The sequence below is a fragment of the Allobosea sp. GW823-FHT02B03 genome (assembly GCF_058797755.1).
Genome location: NZ_JBXAJY010000001.1, coordinates 920,958 through 944,884, shown reverse-complemented (window position 1 = coordinate 944,884; position 23,927 = coordinate 920,958). Strand labels below are relative to the sequence as shown.

Here is a 23,927-nt window from a genome sequence, read left to right as displayed (position 1 = left end):
TGGGCGCGGGCCGGTTTTCGGATCGGCTGCCCAGCCTGTAAGACAAGCAACCAGCCTTCCAATGATCGGACGAGCCATGCGCGCCGAAGATACCCCGATGATCCGCCTCGAGGATTACCGCCCGTCCGACTGGTTGATCGATACCGTCGACCTCGACATCGTGCTCGATGCCGGCCGCACGCGGGTGCGCTCCCTGCTTCAGCTCAGGCCGAACCCGCAGGGCCGCACCGGCGCGCCGCTGGTGCTCGATGGCGACGAGCTGACGCTCGGCTCGATCGCGCTGGACGACGTGCCGCTAGACCCCGCTCTCTACACTGCGACGCCGCGGTCGCTGACGCTGCCTTCCCCGCCCGAGCGGGCTTTCTCGCTCAGGATCGAGACCGAGCTCAACCCTGCCGCCAACACCAAGCTGATGGGGCTCTACCGCTCCAGCGGCGTCTACTGCACGCAGTGCGAGGCCGACGGCTTCCGCCGGATCACCTATTTCCTCGACCGGCCGGACGTGATGAGCGTCTACACGGTCAGGCTCGAGGCGCAGAAGGCCGAGGCGCCGGTGCTGCTGGCGAACGGCAATCTGGTTGCCGCGGCCGAGCTTCCCGGCGGCGAGCGCCATTTCGCCGTCTGGCATGACCCGCACCCCAAGCCCGCCTATCTCTTCGCGATCGTCGGCGGCCGGCTCGACCATGTCCGCCAGCCCTATGTCACCGCCGACGGCCGCAAGGTCGAGCTTGCGGTCTATGTCGAACCGGGCAAGGCCGGGCGCGCCGGCTGGGCGCTCGACTCGCTGGTGCGCTGCATGCGCTGGGACGAGCGCGTCTTCGGCCGCAACTACGATCTCGACGTGTTCAACGTCGTCGCCGTCTCCGACTTCAACATGGGCGCGATGGAGAACAAGGGCCTCAACATCTTCAACGACAAATACGTGCTGGCCGACCCGCAGACGGCGAGCGACGGGGACTACATCTCGATCGAGGCGATCATCGCCCACGAGTATTTCCACAACTGGACCGGCAACCGCATCACCTGCCGCGACTGGTTCCAGCTCTGCCTGAAAGAGGGTCTCACGGTCTTCCGCGACCAGGAATTCTCCTCCGACGAGCGCTCGCGGCCGGTGAAGCGCATCGCCGATGTGCGCACCCTGCGCTCTACCCAGTTCTCCGAGGATGCGGGCCCCCTCGCCCATCCGGTCAGGCCGCGCGCCTATAAGGAGATCAACAACTTCTACACGCCGACGGTCTACGAGAAGGGCGCGGAAGTGATCCGCATGCTCAAGGTGCTGATCGGCGACGACGCCTTCGCACGCGGCATGGACCTCTATTTCGAGCGCTGCGACGGCACGGCGGCGACGATCGAAGAGTTCCTCGACTGCTTCGTCGAGACCTCGGGCCAGGACCTCGACCATTTCGCCAGATGGTACGAGCAGGCCGGAACGCCGACCGTGGTGGCGAGCGGCCGCTATGACGCCGAAGCGAAGAGCTTCACGCTCGACCTCGCCCAGTCGACGCCGCCGACCCCCGGCCAGACGGAGAAGGCGCCTGTCGTCATCCCCGTGGCGCTCGGCCTCGTCGGCAAGGATGGCGACCTGCCGCTCAACAGCCTCTCGCCGGCGCTGAAGGCCGGCGGCGTCGTCGTGCTCGACGAGCCCTCGCTGAGCGTGACCTTCACCGGGCTCAGCGAAGCGCCGGCCCCCTCGCTGCTGCGCGGCTTCTCCGCGCCGGTGCGGCTCGAACTCGACCTCGGCGACGCCGAGCTGCTGCGCCTGTTCAGCGCCGACAGCGATTCCTTCAATCGCTGGCAGGCGTTCCAGACCGTGGCGACGCGGGCGCTGGTGCGCGCCGGCGCGGGCGGCGACCTCTCTGAACTCGACGACAAGGCTGGCGAGCTGGCGCAAGCGCTGAAGGCTTTTCTCGCCGGCCCCGCCACTGCCGACCCCGCCTTTGCCGCACAGGTGCTGCGCCTGCCGGGACCGGCCGACATCGCGCGCGAGATCGGCCGCAACGTCGATCCCGACGCCGTCTTCGCCGCGCACCGCAAACTCTCGCGCGGCATCGGCATCGCGCTCGCGCAGCCGCTCGCTGAGCTGCATTCCAGCTTGCGCGAGGCCGGCCCCTATTCGCCGGCCGCCGGCCCGGCCGGCCGGCGGGCACTGCGCAACGAAGCACTCGGCCTGCTGGCCCTCGCCACCCCAGGGGAGGCCAGCAAGTTGGCACAGGCGCAGTTCGCCGAGGCGGACAACCTGACCGACAGGCTCGCTGCGCTCGCCGCCATGACGCTGATCCCGGGTGAGGCGCGCGAGGCGCTGATCGCCCGCTTCTCTGAACTCTATGCCGGCGAGCCGCTCGTCCTCGACAAATGGCTGATGGCGCAGGCGCTGATCCCCGAGGCGGGCACGCTAGACCGGGTCAAGGCGCTGATGGCGAGCCCGACCTTCTCGCTTGGCAACCCCAACCGCGTGCGGGCGCTGATCGGCGGCCTCGCAGCCAATCTGACCCAGTTCAACCGCGCCGACGGCGCCGGCTACGGCTTCATTGCCGGAATCGTGATCGAGCTCGACCGGTCCAATCCGCAGGTCGCATCGCGGCTGCTGAGCTCGTTCAAGACCTGGCGCATGCTCGAGGACGGCCGCCGCGAGAAGGCGCGCAGTGCACTCGCCATGGTCGCGGCGACGCCCGGATTGTCGCGCGACGTCGCCGATATCGCGGCTCGCTCGCTGGCCTGACGCGACTTCCGGCAGGCGGCTGCGAGGCCGCTTGCCACAAAGGTTAACGGATCATTACGCGCACAGGATTCATCGACAATTTTAAGCAACCATAGCGCGTAAAGTGAGTGTACTACTCAACTCAAAGCTAGACAAAAGGCCGCCTCCGGATTCAACTGAAACTGATTCGGGGATGCGGCACGTCTCCCGATCTTACTGACGGTACATCGCTTCCGAAGGGGGACGGGCATGACGCGTGCAAACGCGGCTTGCGCACACGTGCGCGCGGGCTCAATTCTTGGTGTTGCAAGAACGTTGACGCACCCGCTTTACCAGCGCTTCGAAAAGCTGGAACCTGCTTTCCGCAAGGTCATTCCAGCCCTCGTCGCCTGCTTCGTCGTGATCATGGCGCTCGGCGCCTATGTCCAGACCAGCGCCCTGCGCGACGATACCCTCGCCGACACAGCAAACGACCTCGATATTCTTGCCACGCTGCTGGCGCGAGAGCTCGATCTTGCCTCGCGCAACGAAAAGGATCTGCGCGCGGTTCTCGCGGCGCTGAGCACCAAGCACATCGCCGGTCGCGGCCGTATCGTCCATGTCAGCGACGCGTCCGGCGTACTGGTCGCCAGCGAGCCGATGCTCGGCGGCGCCAGCCGCAGCCTGATCGAGCTGCTCGGCCCCGCCCAGGCGCTGACCGTGTTCGCCGAACGTGCGGGCGTGATGAAGATCATGCTGCCCGGCGGCCTCGAAGCCTTCGCGACCGTGCGCAACCTCGCCGCCCCCTTCGGCCAGGTCGCCGTGCTCCAGCCGGTGGAGCGCGCCCTCTCGCTCTGGGACGAGCGCAGCCGCTCGATCCTGGTGCTGTTCGCCTCGGCGGGCATCGTCCTCGCCGGCATCACGCTCGCCTTCATCCTGCAGTCGAAGCGCGCCCGCGCCGCCGACGACGACTGCGATTGCGTGCGCGAGCGCATCGACACCGCGCTCAGCCGCGGCCATTGCGGCCTGTGGGACTGGGATCTGGCGAAGGGGCGCATCTACTGGTCGGATTCCATGTACGCCATGCTCGGCTACAACCGGAAGGGCGAGTTCATGTCCTTCGGCGAGGTCAACGCCTTCATCCACCCAGAGGATGCCGACCTCTATGCGCTGGCCGACGCGATCAGCCGCGACGAGGCCACCCATCTCGACCAGGAATTCCGCGTACGGGACGCCAGCGGCCAATGGATCTGGCTGAAGGCCCGCGCCGAGCTGGTGATCGACCGCCGCACTGGCGCCCGCCATCTCGTCGGCATCGTGGTCGACATCTCCGAGCAGCATCGCATGGCCGCCCGAACCGCGACCGCCGACGCGCGCCTGCGCGACGCCGTCGAGGCGATCTCGGAAGCCTTCGTGCTCTGGGACGCCGACCGCAAGCTCGTGCTCTGCAACGCCAAGTACCAGCAGCTCCACCAGTTGCCGCCGGAACTGGTCCGCACCGGGGCGAGCTATGACGCGATCATGAACTGCAGCGCTCAGCCGAGCGTCGACCGTGAGCCGGTTCGCAGCTCTCGCGCCGAGCCCGGTAGCCATTCCTACGAAGCCAAGCTCTCCGACGGCCGCTGGCTCCAGATCAATGGCCGCCGCACCAAGGATGGCGGCTCGGTCTCGGTCGGCACCGACATCACCACGCTGAAGCAGCAGGAGGAGCGCCTGACCCGTTCCGAGCACCAGCTGCTGACCTCGGTGACCGACCTCAAGGCCTCGCGCCAGAAGCTGGAAGCCCAGGCTCAGCAACTCGCCGAACTCGCCGAGCTCTATCTCGAACAGAAGGCTTCGGCGGAGAGCGCCAACCGGGCCAAATCCGAATTCCTCGCCAATATGAGCCATGAGTTGCGCACGCCGCTCAACGCGATCATCGGCTTCTCCGAGATCATGGAAGCACGCCTGTTCGGCGACCTCGGCTCCGAGCGCTATGACGAGTATGTCCGCGACATCCGCTCCAGCGGCGGCTACCTGCTCGCCGTGATCAACGACATCCTGAACATGGCCAAGATCGAGGCCGGCAAGGTCACGCTGGAGAAGGCCGAAGTGGCGCTCGACCCGGTCATCGCCGAGGCTGCGCGCACCCATCAGGAAGCGATCGCCCGCAAGCAGCTCTCCTTCTCCTGCGAGGTCGCGAACGACCTGCGCCTCGAAGCTGACTCGCATGCGCTGTTCCAGATTCTCTCCAACCTGCTCGACAATGCCGTGAAATTCACGCCCGAGGGCGGCAACATCGCAGTCCGCGTGCGGCCGGCGCCGGGCGCGCTCAACATCTATGTCGAGGATTCCGGGATCGGCATCCCGCCTGAGAAGATCGGCCGGATCGGCCGCCCCTTCGAGCAGGTCGAGGGCGAGCTGGCACGCAGCTACAAGGGCTCGGGACTGGGCCTGGCCATCGCCCGCTCGCTGGCCGAACTGCATGGCGGCGGCCTGCGCATCCGCTCGGTCATGGGCTCCGGCACCATCGTGATGGTGCACCTGCCGCTGAAGCACGAAATCCGCCCGGAACTGGACCTCGTCGCGGCCTGACGCGACGGGCCGGCACACCGCCGACTCTGCTCTCCTAGCCCTTGGCCGCGCCAAGCACCTGGCGGAACAGCGTCCGTACCCGCCCGCGCGTTTCGTCCAGCTCCGCCTTCAGCACCTTGGCATCCGGCAGGCCGACGGCCGTCGCGATGCGGCGCAGCACCCGCTCCGGCACGGCCTTGGGATCGAAGCGCTCCTCCACCGTGAAGCGCTGCCAGAGCTGGACGTCGCCGAACAGCCGCGCGGCGCCAGCGAGCCGGAGCGCATCCTCCTCGCCGATCAGGCCGGTGCCCTTCGCCGCCTGGAACACCCCCGCCGTGGTCTGAGCCAGCAGCTCAGGGTGCTTATGGGCATGGGCGAGGACGAGGAACTGGGCGAGGAAGTCGAGATCGGTCAGGCCGCCGGCGGCGAGCTTCAGATCCCAGGGGTCGGCCTCGCCCTTCTCCTTGGCGATCAGCGTACGCATCTCGGCGACCGCCGCGGCGACCTTGGCCGGATCGCGCCGGCGCAGCAGGATATCGCGGATCGCGCTTTCGGCCCGCCCCGCCAGCGCCGGATCGCCAGCCACGACACGGGCGCGGGTCAGCGCCATCTCCTCCCAGATCTCGGCCTCGCCCTGATGATAGGCGATGAAGCCCTCGAACTGGGTCGCCGCCGGGCTCTTGTTGCCGGAGGGGCGCAGGCGCAGATCGACCTGGTAGAGCGTGCCGCGGCGCGTCGGCACGGTCAGGGCCGCGACCAGACGCTGGCTGAAGCGGACATGCCAGGTGACGGGGTCGAGCGGCCGGGCGCCATCGCTCGGCTCGGCATGCTCCGGCCGATCATAGAGCAGCATCAGGTCGAGGTCGGAGGACGGCGTCAGCTCCCCTGCCCCGAGCCGGCCGAGCCCGACCACGACGGCCTCCGCTCCGGGGATTACGCCATGCTCGGCGACGAAGGCGGCACGCGTGTCCTCGAAGGCGGTCCGCAGGCAGGCTTCGGCAACCGCCGCATAGCCATGTCCGGCCTGCTCGGCTGTGATCACCCCGGAGAGCAGGCGGGCACCGACCAGGAAGTTCTCCTGGCGCGCGGCGTCGCGCATCCGGTCGAGCCCTTCCTCGACGCTGGGCGGCGTGCCGACCACCGCCCGCACCCGCTCGGCCACCGTTTCGCGGCGATGGCTCGGCGCGCCGAAGGCCGGATCGATCACGGCGTCGAGCACATGCGGGTAAAGCGCCGCGACCTTGGCGAGGCGCGGCGCGCTGCCGAGGATCTCGGCGAAGATGCCGAGCAGCGCCTCGCGCGAGCGTAGCAAGGTCAGAAGCTCGACCGCCGCCGGCATGCGCACGAAGGCGTTGTCGAGATGGGCGAGCGCGCCATCGGGATCGGTGGTCCGGCCGAGCGCGACCAGCAAGGCGGGGGTGAGCTCGGTCAGGACCTCGCGGGCGCGGGCGCTGGTGACCGCGGGCCGGCGGCCGAAATGCCAGCCGCGGACCGTCTCGGCCGCGAGGGAGGGCTGGCGGAAGCCGAGCTTGCGCAGGGTTTCGAGCGTCTCGGGATCGTCCTCGGTGCCGGTGAAGGATAGCGCCCCGGCCTCGCTGGCGAGGCTCGGCGCATCCTCGAACAAGAGCGCGTAATGGCTCTCGACGCGCCTTGCATGCGCGGTCAGCGCCTTGTCGAAGGCCGCGGTCGAAGGATAGCCGCAGAAGCGGGCGAAGGCTTCGAGGTCCTTGGCATCGGCCGGCAGGGTCTGGGTCTGCTCGTCATTGCGCATCTGCAGCCGGTGCTCGATGGTCCGCAGCCAGCAATAGGAATCCGTCAGCTCGTCGCGCGCCTGCGGACTGATCCAGTTCTCCTTGGTAAGCTCGCCCAGCATATCGAGGGTACGCGGCCCCCGCAGCGCCGGCCTGCGGCCGCCGAAGACCAGCTGCTGCGTCTGGACGAAGAACTCGATCTCGCGGATGCCGCCGCGCCCGAGCTTGACGTTATGGCCAGGCAGGCTGAGCGTCTCGAAGCCCTTCACCGACTGGATCTGCCGCTTCATCGCATGGATGTCGGCGATGGCCGCAAAGTCGAAATATTTGCGCCAGATGAAGGGGGCGAGATCGGCGATGAAGCGGCCGCCGAGCTCGATGTCGCCGGCGACCGGGCGCGCCTTGATCATCGCCGCGCGTTCCCAGTTCTGGCCGACCGTTTCGTAATAGGAATAGGCCGTCGGGAGGGCGACCGCGACATGGGTCGAGCCGGGGTCGGGCCTCAGGCGCAGGTCGACGCGGAAGACATAGCCGTCCGGCGTGCGCTCCTGGATGATGCGGGCGATCTGCTGGGTGAGCTTGACGAAGAAGCTTGAGGGCTCGGCGACGCCGGCCGACTCCGCCATCTCCGGATCGAAGAAGACGACGATGTCGATGTCGGAGGAATAGTTAAGCTCGCCGGCGCCGTGCTTGCCGAGGGCGAGCACGACGAGGCCCGAACCAGTGCCGGGTTCGCTTGCATCCGGCAGGGTGATCCGGCCGAGGTCGGCCGCCTGGCGCAAGGCGTGCTCACTCGCCAGCCGCACAGCCATATCCGCTGTCGCGCTCAAGGCCTGCGTGACTTCCTCGACCGTCCAGGCGCCGCCGATATCGGCGAGCGCGACGAGCAGCGCCATCGCCTGCCGGAAACGGCGCAGCTCGCGCATCAGATCGACGGTCGCGGTCTCCGGTCCGGAAGCCGTAGCGATCTCGCGCAGAAGGCCGTCGCGACGCTCGGCCGGATCGCCGGTCAGTGATGCGAGCAGCCCGGCAGGGTCGCGTCGCATGATCTGGGTGAGGAAGGGCGAATGGGCGAGGATGCCGGCGACCAGCTCCCGCGAGGCGGGATGCGCCGCAAGATGCTGCGAGAGCGCCGTCCCCGCCTCGGCGTCATAGAGCCGCTCCAGCAATTCGCTCGCGACCAGCGCCTCGGCGCTGGCCCGCGCCGGCAGGACCGGCGCCGCCTTCAAGCGCTCGCATAGCGGCTCGCCCATGGGCCCTCTCCCCGGCAACGGCCCGATTCAGGCCGACTGGAACCCTGCCGGCTTTGGCTGGGAAGTCGAGCCCGCAGGCTCTTCCACGGCCGGGCTTTCCACAGCGGGCGGCGCCAACGGCAGCGACATCACCACGCGCAGCCCCGGCGCGTTGTCGGCGAGTTGCACCACGCCGCCATGCAAGCGCGCCACTGCTGAGGCCAACGCGAGGCCGAGGCCGAAGCCCGGCTTGGTACGGCTCTTGTCGAGCCTGACGAAGCGCTCCAGCACCCGGGCGCGATCCGCTTCTGGAATGCCCGCACCATGATCGGCGACGCCGAGCTCGACCATCTCGCCGACGCGCCGCGCGGTGACCTCGACATTCGTCGGAGCGTCGCCTTCCGGCCTGCCATATTTGAGGGCGTTGTCGATCAGGTTCGCGAGCGCCTGACCGATCAGCTCGCGATTGCCGGTCAACGAGAGGCCCGGCTCGACCGCGACCGAGAGCGACAGTCCGGCCTCCTCGGCCAGCGGCTCGTAGAGTTCGCCAAGCCCGTCGACGATCTCGGCAAGATCGAGCGGCGCCATGCTGTCGCTGATCTGCCGGGTCTCGAGACGGGCGATCATCAGGAGTGCGTTGAAGACCCGGATCAACCCGTCGGCCTCGTCGATCGAGCCATCGAGCGCAGCGCGCAGCTGTTCCGGCGTCTCTGCGGTGCGCAGCGCCTCCTCGGCCCGGTTCCGCAGGCGCGTCAGCGGCGTCTTCAAGTCATGGGCGATATTGTCGGAGACCTGCTGCATGCCGCTCATCAGCTCGCCGATCCGGTCGAGCATGGCGTTGAGGTTGAGCGCCAGCCGGTCGAGTTCGTCGCCAGTGCCGGAGATGGAGAGCCGCCCCTTGAGATCGCCGGCCATGATCGAGCGGGCGCTGTCGGTCATGCCGTCAATGCGCTTGAGCACGCGCCTTGCCACGAACCAGCCGCCGAAGCAGCCGAGCACGACGACCAGCACCAGCGACCAGGCCGCCGCGCGCTTGATGATGACGCGCAGTCGCTCGCGCTCCTCGACATCGCGCCCAACGAGCAGACGGAATCCGGCCGGCAGCATGAAGACGCGCACCAGCGCGTGGTTGACCTGGTCGAGTGCTTCCGAGGAGCGGGCATACTGAATCTCGCGCTCGCCCGGCCGGTCGAGCGTACCCGGCTGCAGCGCCTCGATATTGCCGGCAATCCGCTCGCCGGTCGGCGTCACCACGAGATAGAGCGAGGCACCCGGCCCGCGCGAGCGCCGCTCGATGACCTGGACCAGCCGCCTGATGCCGCCGAGGCGCTGCTGCTCGGCCAGCCCCTGGATCTCCGCATCGATGGTCGAGCGGATCTGGTCGTCGAGCAGGGTCTTGGCGTTCCAGGCGACATAGCCGAGCACGAAGGCGGCAAAGAGCGCGAAAACGACGAGATACACCGCCGTCAGCTTGAAGGCGGTGGTGCGGAACAGATTCGGCAGAAAGCGCTGGCCGCCAGCCGGCGCCGAATCAGCGAGCTGTGTCACGGACCATGTATCCCGCGCCGCGGATGGTGTGGATCATCGCATGCTCGAAGCCCTTGTCGATCTTGGCGCGCAGCCGGGAGACATGGACGTCGATGACATTGGTCTGGGGATCGAAGTGATAATCCCAGACGTTCTCCAGCAGCATGGTGCGGGTCACGACCTGCCCGGCATGCTTCATGAGATATTCGAGCAGGCGGAACTCGCGCGGCTGCAGCACGATCTCCTCGCCGGCGCGGGTGACGCGATGGGCGAGACGGTCGAGCACGAGATCGCCGACGCGGTAGGTCGTCGGCTCCGAGGCCGGCGCGCCGCGGCGGCGGGCCAGCACCTCGACGCGGGCGAGCAACTCGGAGAAGGCATAAGGCTTGGGCAGGTAGTCGTCGCCGCCGGCGCGCAGGCCCTTGACCCGGTCGTCGACCTGGGCGAGCGCCGAGAGGATCAGAGCCGGCGTCGCATCGTCCTGCTCGCGCAGCGAGCGGATCAGCGAAAGCCCGTCCATGCGCGGTAGCATGCGGTCGACGACCAGCACGTCGTAGCCGCCGCCCTGGGCGAGGGCATAGCCCTCCAGCCCATCGGCGGCATGGTCGGGAACATGGCCGGCTTCACGGAAAGCCTTGACCAGATAGGCCGCCGCTTCGGCGTCGTCTTCGACGATCAGGAGTCGCATGGCGGCAGGTTACCTCAGCAAACGGAAAAGCGGCAGGCCGGATGTGACGATCCGACCTGCCGCCGAAGCGGTGGGATTTCCCGGCATGGGGGCGACGTGACAGCCGGGGAAAACCATCCGCCCGGAGCGTGTTCCAGCTTTAGAAGTTACGCTGACGCGCTGGAACACGCCCGACTTGGTTAGGCCCGGATCAGGCCGCCGGCTGGCGGCCGATCTCGAAGGAGAACTCACGCTCCTTGCCGTCACGCCAGACGGTCAGCTTGGTCTTGCTGCCCGGCGCGAAGGTGGCGATCTTGCGGGAGAGATCGCGGGCGTCGGCGACCTTCTCGCCATTGACGGCCAGGATCGTGTCGCCGCGCTTCAGGCCGGCCTTGGCGGCCGGGCCATCGACCTGCGCCGAAGCGACGAGGGCGCCCTTGGCATCCTTCAGGCCGATCGCATCGGCAACCTCGGCGGTAACCGGCTGGATCTGCACGCCGATGAAGCCGCGCGCCACCGTGCCGTCCTTCTTCAGCGATTCGACGACGCTGTTGACGGTCGCCGCCGGGATGGCGAAGGCGATGCCGACATTGCCGCCGGACGGCGAGAAGATCGCGGTGTTGACGCCGACGACCTCACCCTTGAGGTTGAAGGTCGGGCCGCCGGAATTGCCGCGGTTCACAGCCGCATCGATCTGCAGGAAGTCGTCATAGGGACCCGAGCCGATGTCGCGGCCCTGGGCCGAGACGATGCCGGCCGTGACCGTGCCGCCGAGACCGAACGGATTGCCGACCGCCATCACCCACTCGCCGATGCGCGGCTTGGCGCCGGCCAACTGGACGAAGGGATAGTTGCCGGACTCGTTGACCTTGAGCAGGGCGAGATCGGTGCGCGGATCAGTGCCGACGACCTTGGCGGTCAGGGTCTTGCCCTCGTCGGTGACGAGCTCGACCTGGGACGCCTTCTCGACGACGTGGTTGTTGGTGACGACATAGCCGTCCTGGCTGACGAAGAAGCCCGAGCCCTGAGACATCGCGCGACGCTCAGGCGCCGGCCGGCTAGAGCGCGGGTTCTGCTGCTCGTCGAACTGGCGGAAGAAGCGCTCCAGCGGATGGCCGGGCGGCAGGGCGTTCGGGCCGTTCTCACCATCCTCGCCGGTGCTGGCGAGACGCGAGTTGACGCGGACCGACACGACGGCCGGCTTCACCTTCTCGGCGACATCGGCGAAGGACGGCAGCTGCATCTGCACGCCGGAGAGCTGGATCGGCTGGGCGTTGGCGCTGCCATGGCTGGTCAGCAGGTTGTCGGCAAAGCCAGCCATCAGGCCGATGCTCAGGGTCGCGGCGCCGGCGATCAACGCGCCGCGCTTCAGGATCGAGCGGGCGGGAGCCGGCTGGCGGAAGATGTTCTGGGTGTTGTTCTCGTTGGAATTCATGGTGCAAACCTCGGGGGCGGATCGCAGGGTCCTTCCTGCTTCGTCCCGAACACCATGATGGCCGGCGCCTTACCCCGATTTCGCCCGAGCATGACGATTTCGTAAGGTTGCGGGCTGCGCGCCGGCAGGCCTAGTCGCGCGTCAGTTCGTCGAGGCGGCGCTGTTCGTCGGCAGTCAGCGCCGGGGTCGCAGCGGCGGGCGCGGCATTCATCCGGCGGCGGCGCCAGAGGAAGAGCAGGCCGGCGGCCAGGATCGTGAAAGGTGCCGCCCAGAGCGCGATCGTGCGTGCATCCATCGGCGGGCGCAGCAGCACGAAGTCGCCATAACGTGCAACAACGAAATCGACGACCGCGCGGTCGCTGTCGCCGGCAACGAGGCGCTCGCGCACGAGGATGCGCAGATCCTTGGCGAGCGGCGCATCGGAATCGTCGATCGACTGGTTCTGGCAGACGAGGCAGCGCAGGCCCGAGGAGATCTCTCGCGCGCGCTGCTCCAGAGCGGCATTCGGCAGGATCTCGCTGGGCTGGACGGCCAGGGCGGGCCCGGCGAAGGCCAGCCCGAGGCAGATCAGGAGAGGAGCCAGGCGCATCTGCCTCACTCCGCAGGCTGCGGCAGGGCGGAGGTCGGCGCGGCCCGGCGCGGCGCGGCCACGCGGAAGCGCCGATCGGTAAGCGAGAGCGCGCCGCCGAAGGCCATGATCAGCGTGCCGATCCAGATCAGCAGGACCAGCGGCTTGTCATAGGCCCTGACGGCGATGCTGCCGTCGGCCTCCCGTTCGCCGAGGCTGACATAGGCTTGGCTGAACCCGTCGCTGCGGATGCCCGCCTCGGTCGTCGGCATGGCGCGCGCCGTATACATCCGCTTCATCGACTCGACCGGCTTCATCTCGCGCTCGCCGGTACGGATTTTGAAGCGTGCGACCTCCTCGGTGAAGTTCGGCCCGGTGCGCGGCGCGATCGATTCCAGCGTGAAGGTGTAGCGGCCACTGGTGAGGCTCTGGCCCGGCTTCAGAATGCCGATGCCCTCGGTGCTCCAGGCGGTCGCGGCGATACCGATCACGGTGACGCCGACGCCGGCATGAGCGAAGGCCGTTCCCCAGATCGAACGCGGCAGTCCGCGGGCGCGCGACCAGATCGCGGCAGCGCCGCTGGCGCGAGAGACGACGCGTTCGCCAAGGTCCCAGAACGCGCTCACGACCAAGAAGACGCCGAGCCCGATGCCGAGCGGAGCGAGCACAGGGCCACCGCGCGTCACGGCAAGCAGCGCGATCGTCACCAATACGGCGAAGCCGAAGGCGAACTGGGCACGCTGCGCGGCGCCGAGCAGGTCGCCACGCTTCCAGGCCAGCGACTGGCCGATCGGAAGCAGCAGCAGCAAGGGCACGACCACCGGCAGGAAGGTGGCGTTGAAAAAGGGCGGGCCGACCGAGATCTTGTCGCCGGTGATCATTTCCAGCGCCAGCGGATAGAGCGTTCCGACGAAGACCGTGGCGCAGGCGGTGGCGAGGAAGAGATTGTTGACGACGAGCGCGCTCTCCCGCGAGACCGGCGCGAACAGGCCGCCCTGTCGCAGCAGCGGCGCGCGCCAGGCGAACAGCGCCAGCGAGCCGCCGACGAAGATGATCAGAATAGCAAGGATGAACAGGCCGCGCTGCGGATCAGTGGCGAAGGAGTGCACCGAGGTCAGCACGCCGGAACGGACGATGAAGGTGCCGAGCAGCGAGAGCGAAAAGGTCAGGATCGCCAGCAGGATCGTCCAGACCTTGAGCGCGTCGCGCTTCTCCATCACCACGGTCGAGTGGATCAGCGCCGTGCCGGCGATCCAGGGCATCAGCGAGGCGTTCTCGACCGGATCCCAGAACCACCAGCCGCCCCAGCCGAGCTCGTAATAGGCCCAGTAGGAGCCCATGGAGATGCCGAGCGTCAGGAAGGTCCAGGCCAGGAGCGTCCAGGGACGGACCGCGCGCGCCCAGACCGCGTCGATGCGCCCGTCGATCAGCGCCGCGACGGCGAAGGCATAGGAGATCGAGAAGCCGACATAGCCGACATAGAGCAGCGGCGGATGGATCGCGAGACCGAGATCCTGGAGCAGCGGGTTGAGGTCCTGCCCCTCTGCCGGCGCCGGAACGAGACGGCGGAACGGGTTGGAGGTCAGCAGCGTGAAGGCGAGGAAGGCGACCGTGATCGAGCCTTGCGCGGCCAGCGCGCCCGCCCGCAGCCGCGCCGGAAGCGAACGCCGCGACAGCGCGACCATCGCGCCGAACAGCACGAGGATGAGGACCCAGAGCAGCATCGAGCCCTCATGGTTCCCCCAGGTCGAGGTCAGCTTGTAGATCAGCGGCTGGGTCGAATGCGAGTTCGAGGCGACGTTCTCGACCGAGAAATCCGAGACGAAATAGGAGAAGACCAGGCTGCCGAAGGCGACCGAGACGAGCAGAAAGCAGGCGATGGCGGCGGCGGGGCCGACCGAGGCCAGGACGGGGTCCTGACGGGCGACGCCCCAGAGCGGCACCACCGTCTGGATGACGGCGACGCCCAGTGCCAGCGCCAGCGCGAAGTGACCAATCTCGACGATCATCGTCCCGCCCTACTTCGCCGGTGCCGCTGGCGTGGCGGCGTCCGCCCCCGCCTTCGCGTCACCCGGCTGCCAATGACCCTGCTTCTTCAAAGCGTCCGCGACCTCGCGGGGCATATAGTTCTCGTCGTGCTTGGCGAGCACGGAATCGGCGCGGAAGCGACCGGGCGCTTCCAGCACGCCTTCGGTGACGACGCCCTGCCCCTCGCGGAAAAGATCAGGCAGCAGGCCGGTATAGTTGACCGTCACCGTGGTCTTGGCGTCGGTGATGGTGAAGCTGACCTTCTGTCCGGGCGAACGGACGACCGAGCCCTCCCCGACCAGTCCGCCGAGACGCAGGCGCGTGCCCGGAGTCAGCCCCTTCTCGACGATTTCGGTCGGGCCGTAGAAGAAGACGATGCTGTCGCGCAGCGCGTAGGCGACGAGGCCCGCAGAGAGCGCGAGCACCGCGCCGGCGGAGGCGATCATCGTCATCCTGCGCTGCTTGCGCGTCATGCCCTTGCGTGCCGGAGCGGGAGAAAAGCCGGTCTGCGCCGTCATCGGGCCGCCTCCTGCAAACCGAGTTCGCCTGCGAGCGCGCCGAGCGCGGCCAGGGCGTCGGCGTCCGTCGCCAGCCGCTCGCGCGCGGTCGCCAGCGATTTGAGTGCCGCCGGCTTCTCGCCGAGGACAGACTGCGAGCGGATCAGGCGGGACCATTCCGCCAGGGTGCCGCCGCCTTCGCCGAGCCGGGCGGCAAGGCTGTCGACCATACCGCGGACCGCGGCGGCCTGGTCCTGCGCCGGCAGGTTGGCGATCGCAGCCGCCGCGGCCGGGTCGGAAGGGCCTTGCAGGGAGTCGAGGCGAGCCTTAACAGCCCCCGCCCAGGGCGCGTCCGCCGGAGCTTCCGCGAGCAGCGCCTTGAGCGAGGCGACGGCGCCCGGAATGTTGCCGTCCTGCTCCTGGCCGATCGCCAGGAAGAAACGGGCGCGGGCATTGGCGGGGTCGAGCTTGACCGCCTCGGCGAGGCTCTCGCGCGCACCGGAGGTGACCACGCCGCCGGCAGCGAGGATCAAGGCCTCGCCCTGGCCGGCATGGCGCTCGGCGGTCGGCCCGTCATGGCGGATCGCGGAAGCAAAAGCCTTGGCGGCGTCCTCGAAGCGGCCCTGCCGGAGATAAACGGGCGCGAGCACCGACCAGCCCTTGCCGTCGGTCGGGTTGGCGGCGAGATGGCTCTCGATGCGCGCCAGCGCGATCGCGAAATCCTGTCCGGCGGGGCTGGCCTTCAGGCGCGCCGCCAGGGGCTGGTCCGGAACGCTCGGCGAGCCATAGGCACCGTAGACAAGGAGCGCCAGCAACGGCACGCAGGAGAGCGCGATCGCCGAAGCGGCACGGCGCCGGCGCAGGGACGGCTCGCTGTCTCCTGCCGGAGCGGTCTCGACGGCCGCCGCGCGCAGCAGCCGGCGTGCGGCCTCGGCCTTAGCGGCCTCCGCCTCGGCACTGCCGATCAAGCGGCGTCCAAGATCGCGATCGATCTCGGCGACCTGGGAGCGGTAAAGCGATTTCGCTCCCGCCGTATCGGCGAAGATCGGCGGCTGGCGCCGGCCGAGCGGCCACAGAACCGACAGGACCGCCGCCCCCGTCATGACCGCAAAGATGATCCAGATCAGCATCAGGCGTACATAACCAATTGCGGGCCCCGCTTCATGCCCGAAGATGGCGACAAAGGGTCACGCGGACAATGCGCAGCATCAAACAGCCGGCAGAACGAGCCGGGCCCGCAGGCCGCCGAGCGGCGAGTGCTCCAGCGTAAGCCCGCCGCCATAAAGCTTGGCGAGATCGACGACGATGGAAAGCCCGAGCCCGGACCCCGGTGTGGTCTCGTCGAGGCGGCGGCCGCGCTTGATCACATCCGCCATCGCCTCCTCGGGCAGGCCCGGGCCGTCATCGTCGATCAGCAGGGCAAGCCGGCCCTCTGGCAGATCCCGGCCGGTGTCCAGGCTGACCCGAACCTCGCTGCGCGCCCATTTGAAGGCATTGTCGAGCAGATTGCCGAGCATTTCCTCGAGGTCCTGCTTCTCGCCACGGAAACGCGCGGCGGCAGAAACATCGTGGCTGCCGGTTATCGCCCGGCCCTGCGCTATCTTCTGGAAAGTGCGGATCAGCGCATCGAGCGAAGGTGCGATCTCGGTCACGCCGCCAAGCGCGCCGGAGAGCGCCGCCGCCCGGGCGCGGTCGAGGTAGTACTGGACCTGGTCGCGCATGATCGCGGTCTGGTGGCGAACGGTCTGGGATAGCGGCCCCTGCCCGGCCTCCGCCTCGTTCTGCATGACGCTGAGCGGCGTCTTCAGGGCGTGGGCGAGATTGCCGACCTGGGTGCGCGCCCGCTCCAGGATCTCGCGGTTGGCGTCGATCAACTGGTTGAGTTCGCCTGCCAGCGGGTCGAGGTCGGGCGGATAGCGCCCGCCGATCCGCGCACTCTCGCCGGTGCGCACCTTGCCGACGGCCGTGCCGAGCCGGACCAGCGGTCGCAATCCGAAGCGGACCTGGATGATCGTCGAGGCGACGAGCGCCAGGCCGAGCGCCAGGAAGGTCAGGGTCAGTGCGAAGCGGAAATCGCGGATGTCGCCATCGATCTCGTCGGCGGGCGCCGCGACACCGACCGTGAAGCGGCCATCCTCGCCAACATCGATCTCGCGCTCGATGATGCGCAGCTCGCGATCGTCCGGGCCGGAGATGTAGCTTTCGCGCAGCCCGCGGGCATTCGGCCGGATCGGCTGGTCGAGCAGCTTCGGCAATTGGCCGCCGACCAGCGAGCGCGAGGTTCGGACGTTCGGGCGCTCGCCGTCGAGCCGGATGATCTGCCAGTACCAGCCGGAGAGCGGCAGGTCGAAGCGCGGTTCGCCGAGATCGCCGATCGCCTGGCGCTCCGCCTCGGGCGGAGCGGCGAGATCGGCGACGAGTTCCTTGATGTAGACGCTGAGGCGCTCGTCGAAGCCGCGCTCGGCCGAGCGCCGATAGAAGGTGGTCAGGCCGAAGCCCGCCAGAATCAGGACCAGCGCGCAGCAGACGGCAGCCGAGATGAAGAGCCGCGCCCCGAGCGAGAAACGCTGTTGCGAGGCGGGCATGGTTCGCGTCAGGCCTTGGCTGCGGCAGCGATGTAGCCCAGGCCGCGCACGGTTTCGATGATCTCGACGCCGAGCTTCTTGCGCAAGCGGCCGACGAAGACCTCGATCGTGTTGGAATCGCGGTCGAAATCCTGGTCGTAGAGATGCTCGACCAGTTCGGTGCGCGAGACCACGCGGCCCTGATGGTGCATCAGATAGGCGAGCAGCCGATATTCGTGCGAGGTCAATTTCACGGGATTGCCGTCGACGACGACGCGGCTGGCGCGCGTGTCGAGGCGGACGGGGCCGCAGATCAGCTCGGAGGTGGCATGGCCGGCGGCCCGGCGCAGCAAGGCACGCACCCGGGCAAGGAGTTCCTCGATGTGGAACGGCTTGACGACATAGTCGTCGGCGCCGGCGTCGAAACCGGCCACCTTGTCGCTCCAGCGGTCGCGCGCGGTCAGGATCAGCACCGGCATGGTCTTCTCGGCCCGGCGCCAGCCCTGCAGCACGGCGACACCATCGACCTTGGGCAGGCCGAGATCGAGAATCACGGCGTCATAGGGCTCGGTCTCGCCGAGATAGAGCCCTTCCTCGCCGTCGAAGGCCTTGTCGACCGCGTAGCCGGCATTCTCGAGTGCGTTGACGATCTGGCGGTTGAGGTCCTTGTCGTCCTCGACGACGAGCAGTCGCACGGCGGGATCACTCCATTGCAAATGTCAGGGGGAAATAGCGGAACTAGCGGATGTCCGCCACCTTGCCCGAATGCCCGTCGAGGGTCACGCGAGCGACGCGCCCGTCGCGCTTCAAGGTGGTGACGACATAGACATAGTCGTCGCCGAGCCGGCAGAGACGGATCCGGACGACCTCCCCGGGGGCGGCCTCGCGCGCATGCCGCGACGCGGCCGCCGGCTGCATCACCTTGCCGTCGGAGACCGCATCGCGCGTCTCGCTCGCCGAAAGACAGGCGATCGGCTGCGACGTGTCGGCCGGGATCACCGGTGAGGCCACAAGCGTCAGCATGGCGAAGGTTGCGGTGGTCGGATCGAGCAGCGTCATCAGCATGCGCTAGTCCTGCCCGCGTGAATGCGCCATGAACACCCCCTTGCGGCAGTTGTCCGCAGCGCTTGCGGCCGGGCAAGCCTAGCTCAGCGAATCGTGACGTGTCCACGCCAGGGCGGCCCGGCGCCGGCGACGAGGCTGATCTGATCGAGCCCGATATCGAGGCTCGGCTGCGCGGCGCCAAAATCCTCGATCTCGCTTGCTGAGGGGTAGAGCAGATCCGGCACCGCACGCTCGATGACCCGCTTGGCCAGGCCCGCCCGGTAGATGGTCACCCGATAGCGTTCGATCTCCTCGCCGAGCGGGACTTCGGCTGCCTCCCATGAATCGCCGTCAACCCTGGTGCGCCTGATCCAGCGCAGCAGCACGCCGTCCGGCACACGGCGTCCCCGAGGATGCACGGGGGCAAGCGGGCGCAGCGCGGCAGTCCCCACAGTCGCGACGAGCTCGCGCATCGCAGGTCCCGCGACATCGGCATTGGCGGGGCCGATGCGATAGCGCCATCGGCGCCCGAGTTCGTCGAGCGTCGCGCTCAGCACTTCTGCCGCGCCGTCGAGGACGACGAGGCGTGCTCCGGCTGGCAGAACTCGTGCCGCAGCTTGCTCGGAACCGCCCAGGCCACGAACCATCTGCGACAGCCGGAAAACCCGCGACCCGATCAGCTCGGCGCGGGCGGCCGTGACGATCTCGACATGGCCGGCAGCGTCGACCAAGGCGAGCGCATTGGCCCCGGCGAGCGCCTCTTCGACGGAGACGGAGCTGAGCGAGCCGCCGCGCAACCTGACATCGACGCTGGCATGCCGATCCGTCCGCCAGAGCGGCCCGGGCTGCAACGGCGTCAGCGTCTCGCCCATGATCGAGGGCGCAGCGACGAAGCCGTGCAAGGTGAAGGGCATGCCTTCCGCTGCGCGCCAGATCGCGAGCCCGCCCGGCCAAGGCTCGGCGAACGCAGCGAGGTGCTGCAGCACCGTTGGCGAGCCGCGCGCGATCGGCAGGTCGAGCACCAGCGCGTCGGGGCGCCCGGCCACCCGCGGCGCGACCTTGACCGGCCGCGAGCCCGGCTGGCCAGGTGCCGCGCCGCGATAAATCGCCGGCTCGACCGCCCGGGCGCTTGCCTTGCGGGTGATGCCATCGCTGATGCGCGTCAGCCGGAACAGGCGTGGGCGTCCGGCGACCTCCAACGAGACGACATCGCCGGGTTCGAGGTCTACCCGGCGCGGCGAAAGCTCGAGTTCCAGCGTCTCGCGGGCCGCCCAGATCTCCTGCAGGCGCTGCTCGGCCAGGCGCTGGCCCTCGGCCCGTCGGGTGACGATGGCGGTCTCGATCGCGCTTTCGCGCCTTGCGGCGCCGGCCAACCGGCGCGAACGCGCGGCAGCCCGACGATAGTCGTCGTCGCCGTCGATATGGGCGAGGCGCAGCTCGCGCGGCAGCTCGCTTTCCTCGGCCCGACGCAGCGAGAATGGCTGGCCGTCGCGGTCGAGAACGAGGTCGTCGGACGAAAGCTCGCGGGCGACAGCAGCGGCACGGCCGCGAAAGGACAGCCTGCCTGCGGACATCGCGACGTCGAATCCGAAGGCCTGCGCGAGCTGCTCGAGGGCCGCTCGCGCCGAGAGCGGACGGTCGAGGACATAGCCGTCGAGAAAGCCGTCGACCGCGATCTCGTCGGGCGCCGGCAGGCCGTAATCGGCGAGGATCGCCCGCACCAGCCGGTCGAGCGTCGCCCCTTCGAGCCGGCCGTTGATCCAGTGGCCGGTGTCGTAATTGGGACCGTCGGCCCAGACCGATTGCAGATCCGGGAAGGCCGGGAACGGCCGTGCATCCCAGGTCCAGACATAGACGTTCGCGGGATCGACCATGCGCCGTCCGGCGGGCTCGAATATCGGGTTGGCCCTGGGGTCGAAGCCCGGCAGCGCCGGATCGAAGCCGGAGAGGATCGCCTCGAGGCCGCGCGCCTGCACGAGGTCGTCACGGGCACGGGTCGAGAAATGCGGATAGCCGCCGTCGACCGATTTCGGATCGGGAAAGACGTTCGGCGAGTTGCCGCCCTTGTCGACCGCCGGCAGGCCGATCTCGGTCAGCCAGATCGGCTTCGAACCGGGAAGCCAGGGAGTGGCGCCGACTTCGGAGCCATTCAAGCGCTCGACGTGAAAATTGGACCACCAGCCCGGCAGGTCCTTCGGCCGGAAGATCCAGGGCTTGCCGAAGGCACCGTCGCTGATCGGCAGGCGGTTCTGTGACTGCCGGTCGGCCGGCGAGGCATAATACCAGTCGTAAGCCTCGCCAGAGATCAGGCGGGCGCGCAGATGATCGACATCGGCAGGCCCGCGCGCCAATGAGATGTCGGCATGACCCGGCGTATCGCGCCAATCGGTCAGCGGCGCATAGTAGTCGATGCCGATCGCGTCGATATCCGGCGAAGCCCAGAGCGGATCGAGCGGAAAGCGCACCTCCTGCCCACCATCGCGGACATGGGCGCCGTATTCCGTCCAGTCCGCAGCATAGGTCAGCTTGGTCGGCGCGGGCAGCAGCGCGCGCACCTCGGCGGCCAGTGCGACGAGGCCGTCGACCATCGGATAGAGGCCCGGTGCGCTGCGCACGCGAGTCAGCCCAACCAGTTCGGAGCCGATGATGAACCCCGAGACCCCGCCCGCAGCCTTGGCCAACATAGCTGCGTGCAGCACGGCGCGGCGAAAGCCCCAGTCCTCGGGCACCGCGCAGAGAACTCGATCGCCGAAGAGCGAAAAATCGCTCGCTCGGGCCGAGCCGAGGAAGCTCGCGATCTGCGCGGCCGCGGCCGGGCTCGCATCGGGAGTGTCCGGCCGGCCGGGCGCCGGCGAGCAGCTCATCCGGCCGCGCCAGGGATAGGGTGGCTGCGAGGCATTGCCGCTATGGGGATCCGGCAGAGCGTTGTCGGCCGGGATATCCATCATCACGAAGGGGTAGAGCACGACCTCGAGCCCGTAGACGTCGCGCAGCTTGCGGATCAGCGCGATCACGCTGTCGTCGGAGGGGGTGCCGCCATAGGCCGGCTTTCCGTCCGACTGACTGACCAGGCGCGCCTGGAAACGGACGAGCCCGGCAACGGACCATTCCGCGCCCGTGATCGTCTTCTGCGCGATCTCGACGCGCGGCGCGACCGTGCAGGAGCCGGCGCGCAGATCGTCGCCGAACCAGCTCACGACCAGCGATATCCGCCGCAACTGCGGGCAGAGCGCCAGCAGGTGGGTGATCGCCCCGTCGACATCGGAGGCGCTGTGCCATTGGTGGCGGTTCTCGGCGATCGTGACGCCGGCCTCCGGCTCCTGGTTCACCAGGGTCGGCTGGTAGATGAACTCGCTCGCACCGGGGATCAGCGTCACGGCGCGGATCATGTTGCCGAGGCCCGGCACTGCGCGCACCACCTCGAAGGAGAACTGCGGCACGCGGTTGCCGTAATCGGCCAGGGGAAAGCGCTCGAACACGACATAGGCCGTGCCGCGATAGCCGGGAGCCTCGCCAGCCTCCTTGGCCGCGATCAACGGATCGGGCTGCTGATCGGGAAAGCCGCGATGGACGCGCAGCGTCACGGCATTGAAATCGATCTCGCGGCCATCGGCCCAGATCCGGCGCACGAAGGCGATCGGCCCCTCGCACAGGCCGATGGCGAGATTGGCATAGTAGGAATAGGTCGTTTCGTAGGTCTTCTGGGCCTTCTGCCCACCCTTGCCGCCGCGTTTGCTGCGGGTGACTGTGGTGGTCACCTCCTCCTCGAAGCGCGTCGCCCAGATCAGCTGTCCGCCGATCCGTGCACGGCCATAGACGCGCGGGATCGGGGCTCCCTCGGTCGAGGCCAAGCCTTCGATCTCGGTCAGGCGCGGCCCTTCGACGATACGGGTTCCTCCGCCGCCGCCGAGCAGGGATTGATCGAGCCCGGCGCCGGCAGCGGCGCCGAGCGCTCGGCCGATCACCGCACCGACGGGACCACCGAGCATGCCGCCCAGCACCGAGCCGGCGACCTGGAGAACAAGCGTGGCCATCAGCGAACCAGCTCCGGAAACGAGAAGGCATGGCTGCAATGGCGGCGCCACCAGCCCGTGAAGGCGACCTCGCCGACCGCCGCACCGTCATGAGCGTGAACGATCGACCCGGGCTCGCTCAGGATCGCGCAATGCGCCGCCGGCAGATGGTCGCGCCAGCGGAAGAGCAGCACATCGCCCGGCTGAGCTTCGGCCGGCGCGCCGGCCCTGAGATGGCGCATCGCGGCGAGCGCCAGGGTCTCGCCGGCTGCATGCTGCGCCCAGTGCTGGTCATAGGGCGGCACGGCCTCCGGCTCGCTCCCGTAAAGCTCGCGCCAGACGCCGCGCACGAGGCCGAGGCAGTCGCAGCCGACACCGCGCAGCGAGGCCTGATGGTGGTAGGGCGTCCCCAGCCAGGAACGCGCCGCTGCGACGACACGGATACGCGTGGCCACGCCCGGCTCCGTGGCAGCGCTCATCGGAACAGGCTCCCGCCGTCGAACGGCCCGGCGCCGGGATCGGAGGGGCGGACGCCGCCGACGATAAAGTCGTTCCCCGGCAGATGCGGGAAGCCGCGAAAGTTGATTCCATTGCCGAATTTCGACCGGCAGGTGGCGAAGCTCTTGTCGCAGCCGGCAGTCACGGTGAAGGCATCGCCGGAAAGGATCGGGGCCGGCGACGCCTGCCAGAGTTGGAAGCTCGCGGCGCCGTCGGCGGCGCGATGCGCCTTGACCTCGCTGGCGAAGCCGACATTGGCGCCTGCCGTGAAGACCAGCCGCCCCCCGCTGAAGTAACCGTCGCTGTAGCCCGCCAGGCCAGCTGTGGTGATCGCAAGGCGCCCATCCGTCGCCTCCACGACGCCCTCCGCGATAGCGACGGAGACACCACAGCGGGCATCGCCGAGATCGGCGGCGCAGGAAGCGATGTAGAGCCCGCCCTTCTCCTCGTCGAAGGCCTTGCCCAGCCCCCGGACCTCGGCGCTGAAAGTGCTGTCGCTGCGCTTGATCTCGCCGACGAAGCCGGTCTCCAGCAGAGCCCGCTGGCCAGGGTCGGCCCAGTTCACCAGCCAGAGCGAGACCCGCGCATCGTCGTAGAGCCCGCGCGACAGCTCAGCCTCGCTGAGCCCGCTGGCGGCGAAGGCGCCGAGCACCTCGCCGCCGCCGGTCGCAAAGCCGAGCTCGGCGGTCGCCTCTGCCGCCTCCAGCCCGGAGCGGGCCTGGAAGAGGATGCCGTCGAAGGCGAGATCGCGATCGTGATCGGTGAAGCCGAGCACGGCGCCGTCGCGCCGGGTCAGGCTCCAGCACCGGCAAAGCGTCGTCGCCTCGCCGGCAACATGCGCGGCGAGCGCGGAAGGGAGATTGCGCATGGAAA

Annotated in this window: 16 protein-coding genes; 2 read left to right on the top strand and 14 right to left on the bottom strand. The window is 68.7% G+C overall.

The features are described from left to right. Positions 1 to 76: 76 nt before the first annotated feature. The gene (gene pepN / locus AC1REK_RS04350; RefSeq protein ID WP_492267055.1) at positions 77 to 2,719 is read left to right on the top strand and encodes an aminopeptidase N; all 2,643 of its coding nucleotides are present in this window, start codon (positions 77 to 79) and stop codon (positions 2,717 to 2,719) included. Between the two features lie 294 nt (positions 2,720 to 3,013). Then, positions 3,014 to 5,251 (top strand): PAS domain-containing sensor histidine kinase, encoded by a 2,238-nt coding sequence (locus AC1REK_RS04345; RefSeq protein WP_492267056.1) that lies wholly within the window; start codon positions 3,014 to 3,016, stop codon positions 5,249 to 5,251. 34 nt (positions 5,252 to 5,285) lie between these two features. On the opposite strand, the gene AC1REK_RS04340 is transcribed toward AC1REK_RS04345, so the two are convergent. From AC1REK_RS04340 to AC1REK_RS04275, 14 genes are all read right to left on the bottom strand, one after another. Then, positions 5,286 to 8,234: a bifunctional [glutamine synthetase] adenylyltransferase/[glutamine synthetase]-adenylyl-L-tyrosine phosphorylase gene (locus AC1REK_RS04340; protein WP_492267057.1), complete on the bottom strand. Its 2,949-nt coding sequence runs from the start codon at positions 8,232 to 8,234 to the stop codon at positions 5,286 to 5,288. Positions 8,235 to 8,261: 27 nt separating this feature from the next. Further along, positions 8,262 to 9,761 (bottom strand): HAMP domain-containing sensor histidine kinase, encoded by a 1,500-nt coding sequence (locus AC1REK_RS04335; protein ID WP_492267058.1) that lies wholly within the window; start codon positions 9,759 to 9,761, stop codon positions 8,262 to 8,264. Continuing rightward, positions 9,745 to 10,428, bottom strand: a complete 684-nt coding sequence (locus tag AC1REK_RS04330; protein WP_066470705.1) for a response regulator transcription factor — start codon at positions 10,426 to 10,428, stop codon at positions 9,745 to 9,747. Before AC1REK_RS04330 ends, AC1REK_RS04335 begins: the two co-directional genes overlap by 17 nt. 190 nt (positions 10,429 to 10,618) lie before the next feature. Continuing rightward, positions 10,619 to 11,842: a trypsin-like peptidase domain-containing protein gene (locus AC1REK_RS04325; RefSeq protein WP_492267059.1), complete on the bottom strand. Its 1,224-nt coding sequence runs from the start codon at positions 11,840 to 11,842 to the stop codon at positions 10,619 to 10,621. A 130-nt stretch (positions 11,843 to 11,972) separates the two neighbouring features. After that, the gene (locus AC1REK_RS04320) at positions 11,973 to 12,431 is read right to left on the bottom strand and encodes a cytochrome c-type biogenesis protein (protein WP_492267060.1); all 459 of its coding nucleotides are present in this window, start codon (positions 12,429 to 12,431) and stop codon (positions 11,973 to 11,975) included. 5 nt (positions 12,432 to 12,436) lie between these two features. Next, complete coding sequence (locus AC1REK_RS04315) at positions 12,437 to 14,419, bottom strand: heme lyase CcmF/NrfE family subunit (RefSeq protein WP_316021157.1); 1,983 nt, start codon at positions 14,417 to 14,419, stop codon at positions 12,437 to 12,439. 9 nt (positions 14,420 to 14,428) lie between these two features. Then, entirely contained in the window at positions 14,429 to 14,911 is a 483-nt protein-coding gene (ccmE, locus tag AC1REK_RS04310; RefSeq protein ID WP_327520641.1) for a cytochrome c maturation protein CcmE, read from the bottom strand. Positions 14,912 to 14,952: 41 nt separating this feature from the next. Next, entirely contained in the window at positions 14,953 to 16,065 is a 1,113-nt protein-coding gene (gene ccmI / locus AC1REK_RS04305) for a c-type cytochrome biogenesis protein CcmI (protein ID WP_492267061.1), read from the bottom strand. Positions 16,066 to 16,143: 78 nt separating this feature from the next. Next, positions 16,144 to 17,520, bottom strand: a complete 1,377-nt coding sequence (locus AC1REK_RS04300; protein WP_327520602.1) for a sensor histidine kinase — start codon at positions 17,518 to 17,520, stop codon at positions 16,144 to 16,146. 8 nt (positions 17,521 to 17,528) lie between these two features. After that, positions 17,529 to 18,194, bottom strand: coding sequence for a response regulator transcription factor (locus AC1REK_RS04295; protein WP_316021154.1), 666 nt, complete (start codon positions 18,192 to 18,194; stop codon positions 17,529 to 17,531). A 43-nt stretch (positions 18,195 to 18,237) separates the two neighbouring features. Beyond that, on the bottom strand, positions 18,238 to 18,564 hold the full coding sequence (locus AC1REK_RS04290; protein WP_316021153.1) for a PepSY domain-containing protein: 327 nt from the start codon (positions 18,562 to 18,564) through the stop codon (positions 18,238 to 18,240). 83 nt (positions 18,565 to 18,647) lie between these two features. Then, positions 18,648 to 22,577, bottom strand: coding sequence for a baseplate multidomain protein megatron (locus tag AC1REK_RS04285; RefSeq protein WP_492267062.1), 3,930 nt, complete (start codon positions 22,575 to 22,577; stop codon positions 18,648 to 18,650). Next, positions 22,577 to 23,035, bottom strand: coding sequence for an NlpC/P60 family protein (locus AC1REK_RS04280; RefSeq protein ID WP_492267063.1), 459 nt, complete (start codon positions 23,033 to 23,035; stop codon positions 22,577 to 22,579). Before AC1REK_RS04280 ends, AC1REK_RS04285 begins: the two co-directional genes overlap by 1 nt. Next, positions 23,032 to 23,922, bottom strand: a complete 891-nt coding sequence (locus AC1REK_RS04275) for a phage/gene transfer agent baseplate hub protein (RefSeq protein ID WP_492267064.1) — start codon at positions 23,920 to 23,922, stop codon at positions 23,032 to 23,034. Before AC1REK_RS04275 ends, AC1REK_RS04280 begins: the two co-directional genes overlap by 4 nt. Positions 23,923 to 23,927: the final 5 nt, after the last annotated feature.